This window comes from Arthrobacter sp. MDT2-3 (assembly GCF_059090465.1).
This window is the reverse complement of the sequence record NZ_JBNHFS010000001.1, coordinates 258,029-271,524: the sequence shown is the minus strand read 5'-3', so window position 1 is coordinate 271,524 and position 13,496 is coordinate 258,029. Positions and strand designations below refer to the sequence as shown.

The following is a 13,496-nucleotide window of genomic DNA, read 5'->3' as shown; positions in this document are numbered from 1 at the left end:
CGACACCGGGGCGGTATGTAGGGACATGGAACTGGCCTAACTTAGCTGGACTGGCTCGGGCGAGCGCTGCTTCAATGTGCTGCCCGGGGGTGGGGATGTGATGGCATGGTCGCCCAGCAGCAGCGTGGGCGTGGTGCCTGCCGCTACGGACACCGCTACCGCTGTTCCAACCGGATGGCGGACGGTGTGGGGCTGCCAGGAGCGCACGGTGCGTCCCGAGGCCAGCCGCACGTAATGGAGGACGAAGGCGCCGTGGTACTCCACCGCGGACACCCGCGCCGCAGAGTCGGGGTCCGGGTGCAGCGCCACCTCGTGCGGCCGCAGCACCACATCTACGTCCGCTTCGCTGTTGGCCCAGCCCGGGACAGTTGAAACGACGCCGATCTCGCAGGTCAGCAGGGCGCGGTGCACATGGGCCGGGAGGAAGTCCGCGTCGCCCATGAAGGAGGCCACAAATCGTGTGGCCGGCTGCTCGAAGACCTTCTCCGGCGTGTCCGCCTGTTCGATGACGCCGCCGCGCATTACCACCACCCGCGTGCCGACGGAGAGCGCCTCGGTCTGGTCGTGGGTGACGAGGACGCCGGTGGTGCCGGCCTCGCGAAGCGTCGCCACAGTGTCCCGGCGCACCTGCGCGCGCAGCGACTCGTCCAGGCTGGAGAACGGTTCGTCCAGGAGGACGACGGCAGGGCGGGGCGCCAGGGCGCGGGCCAGGGCCACGCGCTGCTGTTCGCCCCCGGATAGTTCGTGCGGGTATCGGCCCGCAAAGTGGCCAAGCCGTACCAGGTCCAGGACTTCCCCGGCCCGCGTTTTGCGCTCACCGCGGCTCAGCCGGTCCAGCCCGAACTCGACATTCTGGGCCACGGTCATGTGCGGAAACAGTGCGTAGTCCTGGAACACCAACCCCACCCGGCGCTGCTCGGGTTCGACGAAGTGGCGCTTGCCCGCCACGACGTCCCCGGCCACCCGGATGGTGCCCCCGTCCGGCCGTTCCAGGCCTGCGGCGAGGCGCAGCGTAGTGGACTTACCGCAGCCTGAAGGACCGATCAGGGTGACCAGCTCGCCAGCCGGCACTGCGAGCTCCAGCATATCCACGCCTACGGCCCGTCCGTAGTGCTTGCTGACGCCTTCAAAGACCAGCGCTGCCGGAGCAGTCTCCATGCCCGCAGGACGATTTCCGTGTGCCATGCGCATGGTCATGCTGGGGCCTTTCCAGGTGTTTCATTGCGGCGGGCTTGCCTCACGAGGACCAGGACGGGGAGGACGGCGGCCGCAACGATCACCAGTGCGGGCAGCGACGCCTTTTCCCAGAAGTTTTCACGGGCCAGTTCATAGACCCAGACGGACGCCGTGGTGAATCCGAAGGGCCGGAGCAGCAGCACGATGGGCAGCTCCTTAACGGCGTCGATCGCCACCAGCATCAGCGCCACCGCAATCCCGGACCGTGCCAGGGGGACATGCACCCGCGCCAGGATGCGCCGCGGGGCAGCACCCAGGCTAAGGGCCGAGAAAGTGAGGGTTGCCGGGATTTTCGCGAAGCTCGCGTCCACTGCCTGGTAGGCCGGTGCGAGGAAACGAATCACGTAGGCGTAGAGGATGCCCAGGACCGACCCCGTGACCAATAGTCCGGTGCCGCCGGGAACGCCGGCAGCCTCGAGCGCATTATCGAGTGCCGCGAAGGAGATGAGGACGCCAATGCCCACCACGGCGCCCGGCACCGCGTAACCGAAAGTTGTCAGCTGCGCCGCGGAGGAGACGAACCGGCCACCGCTGAGGCGGACGCCGTGCGCCACTGCCACGGAGAGGAACACGCAGGCCGCAGCGGTGGCTGCCGCAACCAGGAGGGTATTGACGATGTACTCGCCGAACCGCGGATCCGCGAGGAAGCCGGGGTTCTTAACTGCCCCCCCCACGGCCCAGCCCAGCAGCTGGAGGACGGGAATCAGGAAGCCTGTGCTGACGGCAGCTGTGCACAGTGCGGCGGCAGCCAGGCCTCGGCCGCCGCGGAGTGTTTTCGGCTGCAGGCCCTGCCCCCTCCCGCCCTGCCGGTGATAGCGTGCCCGGCCGCGCAGTGCCCGCTCCCCCGCCAGCACGGCGACGGCGAACAGCAGGACCAGGACGGCCAGCTGGGTAGCTGCGTGGAAATTGAAGGTGCCCTTCCAGACCAGGTAGACACCCACGGAAACGGTCTGGACGTTGAAGTACTGCACCGTGGCGAAATCAGTCAGGGTTTCCATCATCACCAAGGCCATGCCCGCGGCCAGCGAGGGCCTGGCGAGCGGCAGCAGAACTCGCCGGAGTGCGCGGCCCCGCCCTGCACCGAGGGTCCGCGCTGCATCGTACGTTCCCGACGCGTGCTCACTGAGCGCGGTGCGCGCCAAGAGGTAGACGTAGGGGTAGAGGGACAGCGACATCACCAGCACTGCGCCGGGCAGCGACCGGACGTTGGGGACCCAGGCGTCCGTACCCAGCACCGCGCGCAGGGCGGACTGCACCGGCCCGGAGACGTCGAACACGGAGAGGAAGACGAAGCCCAGGATGTAGGCGGGTACCGCCAGGGGCAGGACCAGCAGCCAGGCGAAGACAGTGCGCAGCGGAAAGCGGTAGGCGGTGACGAGCCATGCCAGGCCGCCGCCCACCAGGAGGGAACCCGCTGCCACTCCCAGCATCAGGAGCAGGGTTGTGAGAACCATGCCGGCAAGTCCCCGCGGCGGCGCGGTGTCGCCCATGCTGCCCAGGCCATCAAGGACCACGGCGAACACGGGGGTGGCAACCACCACGGCCACCAGGACCACGAGCGCGGACCACGCCGGGCGCCCGGCACCGGCCGTCCGGCGTGGACGGCGCTTCGGCGTCCCCGCTTCAGCGAGGACCGCCGTTTCGGTCACTTGTATCCGGCCTCGGCGAGCAGGTCCACGGCCCCGGCGTTGAGGTCGCCGTAGGCTTCGGCGTTCAGCGGCATCCGCTTGAAGTCGCCAAAGCCTGCAATCACTGGCTCGGGTTTCGCCGCCGGGTTGACCGGGAACTCGTGGTTCGCGTCCACGAAGGCGTTCTGGCCCTTGGTGGCGAGCCATTCGACGAGCCGCTGGGCATCCCCTGCATTATCAGAGCCCTCCACCACGCCCGCACCGGAAATGTTGACGTGAGTCCCGGCACCGTCCTGGCTGGCCCAGTACAGCTCCGCCTTGAAATCGGGTTTGTCCTCCAGCGTCCGGGCCAGGTAGTAGTGGTTGTTGATCCCCACATCGCAGGTGCCGGCGTCGATGGCTTCAAGCAAAAGCACGTCATTGCTCATGATCTGCACGTCGTTGGCCACCCAACCCTTGGCAATCTCCAGGGCTTTCTCCCGGCCGTGCAGGTCGATCAGGCTGGCCACGAGTGACTGGGTGTAGGACGAGGTGGCGTCCCGCATGCACAGCCGCCCCTTCCACTTCGGGTCCGCCAGGGCGGCGTAGGTGTCCGCCGCGTCAAATTCAGCGGGATCCACATTCTGCGGGTTGTAGGTGACGGTGCGCGCGCGCATGGCCAAGCCGTACCAACGGCCCTGCGGATCACGGAGGTCCTCCGGCACCGCTTCATTCAGGGTTGCGGAGTCGACGGCGGCGAGCTCATCCTGGCGGGCCGCATTCCACAAGTTGCCGGCGTCCACCGTCATAAAGACATCGGCTGGGGAGTCCTCACCTTCAGCCTTCAGGCGTTCGAGGAGCTCGGCGTCGTCACCGCTGATGAATTCCACGGAGATTCCAGTTTCATCCTGGAACTGCCCGAAAGCGCCCTCCAAATCGTAGTGGCGGGCGGAATAGATCTGGAGGTCAGCGGGCTGCCCACCAATGATGCCGCAACCAGTTACGGCGGACGCCAGGATTGTCAGGCCTGCTGTGGCAGCGATCACGCTTCGACGGGACACTCGTAGCTCTTCTCAAAGGGGCAGCACTCTTACCGCACGCGAATTGGGCAAGGTAAGGCTAACTTAATTCACCCTGTACACCCTAAGTGTGAAGCGGCCTCATCGGCGGAAGCCACGTAGACGGCTTCCACCTTTAGTGTTTTGGCTAGCGCTTGCCTTTCTTGCGGGAACCCTTACCCCGGCCCTTGTCCGGATTGGGGGCATAGCGCTGCGCTACCTTGGGCGCCTTCTTGGTTCCGCTGCCGCGCCGGTCCGGCTTGGGTTCCTTCTTGGCCTTTACGGGCTGGGCGGACGGCTGGCGGGAGCTCTGGGCGGTACGCCCCCGGACGATCCCGATGAATTCCTCGATGACTTCGTCCGTGGAATCGGCAGGCCAGGCAACAGCTATCTCGGTCGGAGGCGCTCCCATGAGCCGCCGCGCCACCGTGTCTTTGACGTTGAAATGGCGGGCCACGGACATGGGCAGGATCACCAGGCCCGCCCCTGTTGCCACCACCTGCAACGCAGCTTCCGGACCGCCGAGCGCAGCCACGTCCAGGAAGGCCTCCTGCTCCACATCAGCCAGCGCCACTTCCTCGAACACCGAAATCTCATGGCCCTTGGGTGCAACCACCACGGGCTGCTCCTCGTACAGGGGAATCACGCTGAGGCCCTCGCGCTCCACCGGAAGGCGGACGAAGCTGAGGTCCGCGGTACCGTCACGCAACACCTCGACCTGCGCGCCGTCGTCGGACATAAACGCCTGGAGCGGAATGTCCAGCACCCGTTCTTCCCACCGGCGGATCCACTTTCCGGGCGTCACCCCCGCCACATAGGCGATGCGGAGCGTGCGGGGGGCATCCGGCCCAGCCGGGTCAGCAGACCCTGCGGAACCGGCGTCTGTCTGGGGGGCGTTGTCGGTGGGCACGTCTTCACAGTACCGCCCGCCCGGATACCCTTGAAGCATGACCTCTGCAAACTCCCAGTCCATGAAGCCGGCCACCGTTGCCAAGAAACTTGGCATCTACCTGCCCGCAACACCGCAGGAGTTCCAGGAATCAACCATCACCCGCGAAGAGTTCGCCGAACTCCAGGCCAACCCGCCGGAATGGCTCGCCGAACTCCGCCGCAACGGTCCGCACCCGCGTCCGGTAGTGGCCCAGAAGCTGAACGTCTCCATCAGCGGCCTGGCCCGCGGCGGCATCGAGGAAGCCTTGACGACGGCGGAAATCACCGCACTGCTGCAGGCTCCCCCCGCGTGGCTGGTCACCGAGCGCGCCACCCACGCCGCCGTTCGGGCTGAAGCCCAGCGAGTCAAGGAAGAAACCGCCAAAAAGGAAGCCAAGCAGGCCCGCGCCCAGGCGGAGTAATCCGCGGCTCCTAACTGGCCCTGTTCGCAGATCCAGACCCTTTGTGGTCGGGATCCGCGAACAAGTTTCTGTTATCCAGGGGGAAATCAGTCCTGATGGAGCTGGATGTAGTTGCCGCAGCCGTCGTCGAACACGGCGCTGATCCCGGAGGGGTCTTCCGCCGGTTCGCCGCGGAAGCTCACTCCCGCCTTGGTGAGCCGTTCGTACTCCGCCCGCACGTCCGGGACGCCAAAAACAATCGCAGGCATGCCGGCCTTGTACAGTCCGTTCATGTAGTCCGCAGCAATCGGATTGTCGCTGGGTTCCAGCAGTAGGCCCACGGAGCTCTGGTCCGCGCCGGGGTCCTTGATGATGAACAGGTTGTACTCAGGCATGGCCATCAGGGTTTCGAAGCCAAGCGTTTCGGTGTAGAAGGTATGGGCCGCCGCGGGGTCCTGAACGTGGATGTTGCACATTTTGAGTCTCATGGTCCCAAACGTACGTGCCGCCAAGCGGCCCGGAAAGCCCCGCCCTCGCCATCCGGCGGTCTGCCATTGCCATTGACCCAAGAACGGGAAGGCGCTGGAATGGAGGGACCAGCCCGGCGTTTCCCGCCCGGGCCTGCGGACGTGGAGGTGCAAGGTGGCAGCCATCGCAGAATCCCTGTTCCAGGGGGCGTGGGTCCTTCTACTGTGTGGATCCGTGCTGGTGGGCAGCGTTGCGGCCACCGTTTTCCAGGTACGACGGCGGGCCCTGGCCGGCACGGGCACGGAACCTGAGCGTTCGGACCAGTTGTTCTGGGACCTGTTCCTCGGCGCGGCGGTGGCCCTACCTGCCCTGCTCATCCCCGCACTGACATCGGCCTGGGCAGGGCTCTTCCTCGCCGGCGCGGCCGTTGCTTCCGGTGTCGCTGCCTATTGGGGCAGCCCGCGGATGGTGGCCTGGCTGTCCCTTCGGCGGCAACGCCGGGAGTACCTGCCCCTGCACACGGCCGCACAGGCTGAACACAGCGTGCTGCTGGAGCGCTGGCGCCGATACGAACTGGATCCCGCGTACTGCATCGACTACCCTGCCATGACCGACGTCCGGCTGCCCCAGACCGCCGCCGTTATTAAGGCCATGCGCGAGGCCGAGCAGCTCCGGGCCGCGGGGCACCAAGGGTATCCGCCAGCCGTCGAACGTTTTGGCCGCGCTCTCGCCGCCGCCGAGCAGGCGGCAGGAATCCCCGCCAGCGGACACTGACTGCCGGCGCGCATTAACTGCTGTGTCGCAGCCGCTGGAGTCCGGCGGCGCAGCGCCGTAGCATCCGAGGATGGAGCCTCAAGAAACGGAAAGCCGTGACCAGTTCGGCAGGCGGCTGGAGGACCGGGAAGCCTGGCGCCAGGCCATCACGCTGGAGGCTGCGGGTGAGCTGACCGCGCGCTGGCTGGAGGGCCACAGCGGGTATCAGGCGGCCACCTTCACTGCCACCTACGATGCTGAAACCGCAACCATCGCGCCCGGCCTCGCTGCCCTGAACCGAAGCGGGGTGTTCACGAAGGAATCACAACCCGGGCTCCGCTCAGCCGGCCTTGCCCAGCGCCAGTACGTCACCGGCTTTTGCAGTGCAGAAGTCGCCACGGAACTCCTGGCCCTCTCCACCCGCTCCGAACTGGTCGCCGTGGTGCATGCCCCGGGCGAGTCAAGCAGTGCAGCCATCCCGGTCACCGTAGACGGAGGCGAGGTGGTGACCGTCCTGGGGTCCAGCGAGAACCCCGTGACGGAGGAGCAGATCCAGGACTGGGCCGATGAAACCAACGAAACGCTGGCGCTCCTGCTAGCGGACTCCTGGTACGTGGAGATCCTGGACCCGTCCTGGGGCCGGGACAACGTGCTGCTGCCCGCCGTCCTCGGCGCCCTGAACGGTTAATCGGGCCTACAGCTCTACGGTGCCGCTTTCGCCCACGCTCATTCGGCTGTGGGTCACCTTGGACTTAACCCACTGGAACACCGTCGCGGCGGTCCCGCCGGGGCTCGTCCAGTACTCGGCGGAGTCCGAATCGATGCGGAGCAGGCACACCTCAGGAGTGTCCGGGCCATCCGGGAACCACGCTTCAACAGCCTGGTTCCACATCCCCCGGATTTTCTCCCGGTCCGTTACCACCTCAGCGGTTCCGGCAACGGAGACCCATTCAGTGTTCTTGCCAAAGGAAACGTTCACGCGCGGGTCAGCCCGGACATGGGCGACCTGCGAGGTGCCGAGGCCGGTGAAGAACCACATATCGCCGTCGTCCTTGACATCCTGGACCGCCAGCGGCCGGCTGACGAGGGCGCCTTCTTCGTTAATGGTGGTCAACATTCCGATGTGGGAATCGTTGATGATGTCCGTGACCTTGCTGATGCTCTCGGTGTCAGTCATATCTCACCTCGTTCGTCTGCATGCGGGGACGCTCCCCATCCACCAGCCTATTAGTAAGTATGCTTAGAATCCACCCGGCCGGCCTTTTCGTCGCCGGCCGGGCTGTCCGGGCTTAGGCAGGGACCGTCACGCGCGCCGCTTCGCAGATGCGTTCTGCGGTGCGGCGGCCCATCCGGATGGCGCCGTCAACGTGCTGGTAGCCTTCCGCCGCGAGGTCCGAAGACGACCAGTAGATGGGTCCAACGGGTGCGTGTTGGTCTTTGCCGTAGCGGTGGAGGCCGCCTAGGTCATAGCTGGAGGCGTAGGCGCCGCGGGTCCATTCTTCCGAACCCCAGTCCGACTCGTAATAGACCTCGGGCTCCAGCGCCTCGGCGCCGAGGAAACCGGCAATGGACTCCAGCACCGCACCCTTGCGTTCTTCGGGGCTCAACTCGAAGACGGCGTCGGCCTTTTCGTCCGAGATAAAGCCCACCAGGGTTCCCCTGGTGTCCTCGAAGTTGGTGTTGTCGTAGACCTCCTGGACCAGGGATCCGGCGCCGAAGCAGGTTCCGGACAGGCCGGAGTTCCGCCAGAACGGGCGGCTGTAGACCGCGTGGACCTTGATAACCAGGCCCAGTGACTGGTGCTGGTGCATCTGGTGCTGGCGGCGGGGCAGCGGCGGGTTGAACGAGACGCGGGTATAGAGGTTGGGCGGCACGGCCATGATCACGAACCGGGCGTTCACAGTGGCCCGTTCCGAGACGACGGTGACGCGGTGCCCGCCGTCGGCGTCCGGCTCCCAGTTGATGGTGCGCACCGGGGAGTTAAGGACGACGTCGTCCCCCAACTCCTGCCCGAGCAGCAGGGAAACCTGCTGCATACCGCCCACGACGCGCCGGTCCAGGATGAAGTCCTCGTCGGTGAGGTGGGTGAAGGACCCGGCCGAAGCGGCCATCAGCACTGCCTGCAGGGCCGAGAACGCGTGGGCCGGCTTGGTGAGCATGCCGCCGGCGATGAACAGGCCGATGTTGTTGCACGCTTCCTCGTTGGCCGAGTTCTGCCGCAGCCAGTGGTGGAAGGAAACGGTGTCCAGCTCGCGTGCTTTCGGATGTGCCCACGGCTCCGTGGCGCCGATCTCAGCGGCCAGCGCGTCCAGCAGCCCCACCAGCTTGTCCATCTCGGCTTTGGTGTCCGGATCCACAGGGAACGTGTCCCCCGTGTAGCGGACAGGCACGCCATCGGCGCCGATGTACATCGAGTCGCCTTCGCGATACCGGGGATAGGTCTGCAGGCCGAGTTCCTCGAGCAGCTCCAGGAGTACGGTCTGGTCCGGCGAGACCCACTGGCCGCCGATCTCCAGCATCGCCCCGTTCACCGTGTCGGTCCAGGTGCGGCCGCCTACGCGGTCGCGCGCCTCAAGCACGGCGACGCTCAGGCCGGCCTTCTTCAGTTCACGGGCTGCGGTAAGTCCGGACGGCCCGGCTCCAACGACCACAACGTCGCGGTTCAGGTTCAGCATGATGTCCTCTCTTGGGTCCCCGCAGTGATGGGGACCACTAAATGAATGCCATTCATTTATTAGAACTATAGCGGTTCCCTGCACCGACCGGAAGTGCCGGATGGAATAATGCTGGAGACCACCAGAGAAAGGCCAGTAATGCCGGCAGTACCAGCTGTACAGGGACGCGCCGCCGGAAAACCCGGCACCGCCAGGCGGCGGGCGGGCCGGCCCTCGGCCGCACTGCTGGACAAAGCCGGAATCACGGCGGCGGCGCTGGAACTGATCAACCGCAAGGGCTACGACGGCCTGACAATGGCGGGCCTGGCCAAGGAACTGGACGTGGCGCCGTCGGCCCTTTACAACCATGTGGCCGCCAAACGGGACGTCCTGCTCCTGGTGGAGGACCACCTCACCTCGCTGGTGGATGTGTCCGATTTCGGCTCGGCCCCTTGGGAGGACGCGGTGCGCAGCTGGGCGTGGAGCTACCGCAACGTCTTCGCCGAGCACACCCCCCTGATTCCGGTGATCGCCGTCCTTCCGGTAACTGATGCGCCGCAGACACTGGCGATGTACGAGACCGTGAGCAAGGGCTTTCTCGACGCCGGCTTCCCCCAGGACCGCGTCGTGTCCTCCATCGTGGCGCTGGAGTCCTTTATCTTCGGCTCGGCGTACGACGTGACCGCACCCGAGGACATCTTCGAGGCGGGATCCATGGCCGGCACCACGCCTCACTTCACCGCAGCCGTCCGAAGCGCCGCCGCCCGTAGCGGTGCCGAAGTGCCGGGCCGGCCGGCGGACGCGGCGTTCGAGCTTGGGCTCGAGGCGCTGATCTCAGGGCTCGGTGCCCTGCGGGGCTGAGAGCCCCTAGTCTTCGGCAGCGGCAAGCTGGCCGCAGGCGCCGTCGATCTCCTTGCCGCGGGTGTCGCGCAGGGTGCAGGGCACGCCCGCGGCGCGGAGCCGCGCGATGAATTCCTGCTCCACCGGCTTATCCGAGGCGGTCCAGATGGAGCCCGGGGTCGGGTTGAGCGGGATCGGGTTCACGTGCACCCAGCCGCGGCCGCGCTGGTTGAGCTTCTTCCCCAGCAGGTCTGCACGCCAGGGGTGGTCGTTCATGTCCTTGATAAGCGCGTACTCGATACTGACCCGGCGGCCCGTCTTGCGGTAGTAGTCATAGGCCGCGTCGAGCGCCTCGTCCACCTTCCAGCGGTTGTTGACCGGGATCAGCTCGTCGCGGAGCTCGTCGTCGGGAGCATGCAGGGACAGCGCGAACGTGACGGGCAGGTCCTCGTCCGCAAGCTTGCGGATGGCGGGGACAAGGCCCACCGTCGAGACCGTGATGTTGCGGGCGGACATACCCAGGCCCTCGGGTGCGGGATCCACGAAGCGGTGGAGCGCGGCCATGACGCGCTTGTAGTTGGCCAGCGGCTCACCCATGCCCATAAAGACGATGTTGGTGACACGCTCGTCGTCGTGCTCTTTGGGGCCCAGCTCACCGGCCACTATTACCCGGTTCGCAGCGACCACCTGGTCAACGATCTCCGCCGTCGACATGTTCCGGGTCAGACCGGCCTGGCCGGTGGCGCAGAACGGGCAGTTCATGCCGCAGCCGGCCTGTGAGGAGATGCAGAGAGTGATGCGGCCGGGGTAGCGCATCAGCACGGACTCCACCAGCGCTCCGTCGAATAACCGCCAGAGGAACTTGATGGTATCCCCCTTGTCGCTGCGCTGGCGGCGGACCTCGGTGAGCAGCGGCGGGAACATCTGGGAAACGAGTTCCTCCCGGCCGGCCTTGGGGAGGTCGCTCATGGCTTCCGGGTCGACGGTCCAGTGCTGGAAGTAGTGTGTGGAGAGCTGCTTCGCCCGGAAGGCAGGAAGGCCAAGCTCCTTCATCTTCGCTCCGCGCTCGGCCAGGCTCAGGTCGGCAAGATGCGTGGGCGGCTGCTTTACCCGCGGTGACGCGAATTGGAGCAGCGGCCGGCCCTCGACGGTACGCGCCTGCTCCCAGCCTTCGGCAGTCGGGCGGACCTGCGGGCGGGTGCTCTCCGGGGCCTCTTGACGGGCGCGCGCGGGAGCTTCGGAGGAAGAAGTGGGGGAAGTCATCCCCTCCATTGTCCCATGCCTTGATATTGCCGAAAAAGGGACGCGGCAACGCCGTGCCCGTCAGTGCATAAAGCCACTGCCGTCCCTGTCGCGGTCGTACTTACCGCATCGCGTGCAGCGCCGATAACGGCCGCTGCCATCTTCCGCAGATTCTATGTGCCAGACGTGGCGCAGGTTCAGTTTGCACATGAGGATCCCGAGCATGGCGCTCTCCGTTCTGAAGCACGCTGCACCCGCCAACTGCGTTCGCTGCGTACCCCCTAAGTTTATGCGGCGCCTCTTTCCCACTGATAGTGAAACCTGCCTCCGGTGGGGGATGTCAGACCCATAAGCCAATCGTGGTTGTAATACAAGTTGCTCACTTGTAGAATAAGAGGGTGGGCGAAGGAGCCCAGCGCCGCCCAAAGGAGAAACCGTGAGTACCGTCGACCTGATCCGCCACGTCAAACTGTCCACCGCCCGCCTGCCCCTCGCTGTTCCCATCAGCGACGCCAAGGTTTTCACCGGCCGGCAGAAGCCCATGACCGAGGTGGTCTTCCTCTTCGCCGAGATCACCACGGAGCTGGGGCACACCGGCGTCGGCTTCAGCTACTCAAAGCGTGCCGGGGGCCCGGCCCAGTACGCGCATGCCAAGGAAGTGGCCGAAGGCATCATCGGCGAGGATCCCAACGACATCGCCAAGATCTACACCAAACTGCTGTGGGCAGGAGCTTCGGTAGGCCGGTCCGGCGTTGCCACCCAGGCCCTGGCAGCGATCGACATCGCCCTTTATGACCTCAAAGCCAAGCGGGCCGGCCTGCCGCTCGCCAAGTTCCTTGGCTCCTACCGCGACTCCGTGCAGACCTACAACACCTCCGGCGGTTTCCTCAACGCCACCCTTAAAGAAGTGAAGGCCCGCGCCACGCAGTCCCTCGAGGAGGGCATCGGCGGCATCAAAATCAAGGTGGGCCTCCCGGACAGCAAAGAGGACCTGCGCCGCGTCGCCGGCATCCGCGAGCACATCGGCTGGGACGTCCCGCTGATGGTGGACGCCAACCAGCAGTGGGACCGCGCCACCGCGCTGCGGATGGGCCGCCAGCTCGAAGAGTTCAACCTCATCTGGATCGAGGAGCCCCTGGACGCCTACGACTTCGAGGGCCACGCGCACCTTGCCCAGGTCCTGGACACCCCCATCGCCACCGGCGAAATGCTCGCTTCCGTGGCCGAACACAAAGGCCTCATCAACGCCAACAGCTGCGACATCATCCAGCCGGACGCCCCCCGGGTGGGCGGTATCACCCAGTTCCTTCGCCTGGCTGCGCTTGCCGACGAGCGCGGGCTGGGCCTTGCCCCGCACTTCGCCATGGAAATCCACCTGCACCTGGCCGCTGCGTACCCGCGCGAGCCGTGGGTTGAGCACTTCGACTGGCTCGATCCCCTGTTCAACGAGCGGCTTGAGACCAAAGACGGCCGGATGATCGTTCCGGACCGCCCCGGCCTGGGCGTCACGCTGAGCGACCAGGCACGCGCCTGGACCACCGAGTCCGTGGAGTTCGGCGCGTAACCTTGTTGCCATGAGCCGGAACCTCACCGCGGACCTCGCCGCTGACCTTCGCACCCGCATTGTCGACGGCGTCATCCAGCCGGGCGAGAAGCTCCCCAGCGAAAACACCCTCATCAGCGACTTCGGGGTGAGCCGTACCGTGGTGCGCGCCGCGCTGACCAGGCTGCAGGCCGAGGGACTGGTCGAAACCGAACGAGGGCGCGGCAGCTTCGCCCTCACCCCGCCATCGGACGGGCCCCAGGCAGCACCCGGGGCCCGTCCCGTCGCAACCATGGAGGACCGGCTCCACCTGCTCGAATTCCGGATCGGGGTGGAAGCTGAAGCGGCGGCGCTGGCCGCACGGAACCACACCGAGCGGCAGCTCCGTGCTGTTACGGCGGCACTTGACGAGTTCACATTGAGTGCCGGCCATCCGGCGCATGCCATGAAGTCCGACTTCGAGTTCCACCGGGCCGTTGCTGCCGCGTCCGGCAATCCCTACTACTCCGACTGCCTGGCCGCCCTTGGCCAGACCATGATCGCGATGCCGCGCACCCGGCTGATGACCGACGCGGAACACTATGCGCGCGACCATTTCGACCAGGTGGTCCAGGAACACCGTTCCATCTCAGAAGCCATTGCCGAGGGCGACGAGGCTGCCGCAGCCGCCGCCATGCGCAGTCACCTTGCCAACTCCCGACGCCGGTTCAAGGCTTCCGCCCGGCCCTAACCTGGGTTGTTTCCGGCCCTGCGCCCAGGCAGGC

At 66.3% G+C, this 13,496-nt stretch carries 14 protein-coding genes; 6 read left to right on the top strand and 8 right to left on the bottom strand.

Translation table 11 applies throughout. From position 1 onward, the window contains the following. Nucleotides 1-36 precede the first annotated feature (36 nt). From AC5RUQ_RS01275 to AC5RUQ_RS01260, 4 genes are all read right to left on the bottom strand, one after another. Nucleotides 37-1,197, bottom strand: a complete 1,161-nt coding sequence (locus AC5RUQ_RS01275) for an ABC transporter ATP-binding protein (protein WP_493945600.1) — start codon at nucleotides 1,195-1,197, stop codon at nucleotides 37-39. Next, nucleotides 1,194-2,885, bottom strand: a complete 1,692-nt coding sequence (locus AC5RUQ_RS01270; protein ID WP_493945599.1) for an ABC transporter permease — start codon at nucleotides 2,883-2,885, stop codon at nucleotides 1,194-1,196. The genes AC5RUQ_RS01275 and AC5RUQ_RS01270 overlap by 4 nt, the downstream gene beginning before the upstream one ends. Beyond that, on the bottom strand, nucleotides 2,882-3,904 hold the full coding sequence (locus AC5RUQ_RS01265) for an extracellular solute-binding protein (RefSeq protein ID WP_493945598.1): 1,023 nt from the start codon (nucleotides 3,902-3,904) through the stop codon (nucleotides 2,882-2,884). Before AC5RUQ_RS01265 ends, AC5RUQ_RS01270 begins: the two co-directional genes overlap by 4 nt. 145 nt (nucleotides 3,905-4,049) lie before the next feature. Then, nucleotides 4,050-4,886 carry a LysR family substrate-binding domain-containing protein gene (locus tag AC5RUQ_RS01260; RefSeq protein ID WP_493945597.1) on the bottom strand — a complete coding sequence of 279 codons (837 nt, stop codon included), beginning with the start codon at nucleotides 4,884-4,886 and terminating at the stop codon, nucleotides 4,050-4,052. Between AC5RUQ_RS01260 and AC5RUQ_RS01255 the strand changes: the two genes are divergently transcribed. Further along, the gene (locus tag AC5RUQ_RS01255) at nucleotides 4,849-5,253 is read left to right on the top strand and encodes a DUF5997 family protein (protein ID WP_493945596.1); all 405 of its coding nucleotides are present in this window, start codon (nucleotides 4,849-4,851) and stop codon (nucleotides 5,251-5,253) included. The genes AC5RUQ_RS01260 and AC5RUQ_RS01255 overlap by 38 nt on opposite strands. Nucleotides 5,254-5,339: 86 nt before the next feature. Here the strand turns inward: AC5RUQ_RS01255 and AC5RUQ_RS01250 are convergent, their stop codons facing one another. Next, entirely contained in the window at nucleotides 5,340-5,720 is a 381-nt protein-coding gene (locus AC5RUQ_RS01250; protein ID WP_493945595.1) for a VOC family protein, read from the bottom strand. Nucleotides 5,721-5,874: 154 nt separating this feature from the next. On the opposite strand from AC5RUQ_RS01250, the gene AC5RUQ_RS01245 reads away from it, so the two are divergent. Further along, complete coding sequence (locus AC5RUQ_RS01245) at nucleotides 5,875-6,474, top strand: hypothetical protein (protein ID WP_493945594.1); 600 nt, start codon at nucleotides 5,875-5,877, stop codon at nucleotides 6,472-6,474. A gap of 70 nt (nucleotides 6,475-6,544) precedes the next feature. Further along, complete coding sequence (locus AC5RUQ_RS01240) at nucleotides 6,545-7,141, top strand: DUF6919 domain-containing protein (protein WP_493945593.1); 597 nt, start codon at nucleotides 6,545-6,547, stop codon at nucleotides 7,139-7,141. 6 nt (nucleotides 7,142-7,147) lie between these two features. Here the strand turns inward: AC5RUQ_RS01240 and AC5RUQ_RS01235 are convergent, their stop codons facing one another. Next, on the bottom strand, nucleotides 7,148-7,630 hold the full coding sequence (locus tag AC5RUQ_RS01235; RefSeq protein ID WP_256247172.1) for a pyridoxamine 5'-phosphate oxidase family protein: 483 nt from the start codon (nucleotides 7,628-7,630) through the stop codon (nucleotides 7,148-7,150). A 112-nt stretch (nucleotides 7,631-7,742) separates the two neighbouring features. After that, nucleotides 7,743-9,128 (bottom strand): flavin monoamine oxidase family protein, encoded by a 1,386-nt coding sequence (locus AC5RUQ_RS01230; protein ID WP_493945592.1) that lies wholly within the window; start codon nucleotides 9,126-9,128, stop codon nucleotides 7,743-7,745. 138 nt (nucleotides 9,129-9,266) lie between these two features. Here AC5RUQ_RS01230 and AC5RUQ_RS01225 point away from each other — a divergent pair, with 138 nt between their 5' ends. After that, nucleotides 9,267-9,968: a TetR/AcrR family transcriptional regulator gene (locus tag AC5RUQ_RS01225; protein WP_493945591.1), complete on the top strand. Its 702-nt coding sequence runs from the start codon at nucleotides 9,267-9,269 to the stop codon at nucleotides 9,966-9,968. Between the two features lie 6 nt (nucleotides 9,969-9,974). Here AC5RUQ_RS01225 and rlmN read toward each other — a convergent pair whose 3' ends face one another. Beyond that, on the bottom strand, nucleotides 9,975-11,210 hold the full coding sequence (rlmN, locus tag AC5RUQ_RS01220) for a dual-specificity RNA methyltransferase RlmN (protein ID WP_493945590.1): 1,236 nt from the start codon (nucleotides 11,208-11,210) through the stop codon (nucleotides 9,975-9,977). A 415-nt stretch (nucleotides 11,211-11,625) separates the two neighbouring features. Between rlmN and AC5RUQ_RS01215 the strand changes: the two genes are divergently transcribed. After that, complete coding sequence (locus AC5RUQ_RS01215; RefSeq protein ID WP_493945589.1) at nucleotides 11,626-12,753, top strand: L-talarate/galactarate dehydratase; 1,128 nt, start codon at nucleotides 11,626-11,628, stop codon at nucleotides 12,751-12,753. A gap of 10 nt (nucleotides 12,754-12,763) precedes the next feature. After that, entirely contained in the window at nucleotides 12,764-13,462 is a 699-nt protein-coding gene (locus tag AC5RUQ_RS01210) for a FadR/GntR family transcriptional regulator (protein WP_493945588.1), read from the top strand. The last annotated feature ends 34 nt before the right edge of the window (nucleotides 13,463-13,496 follow it).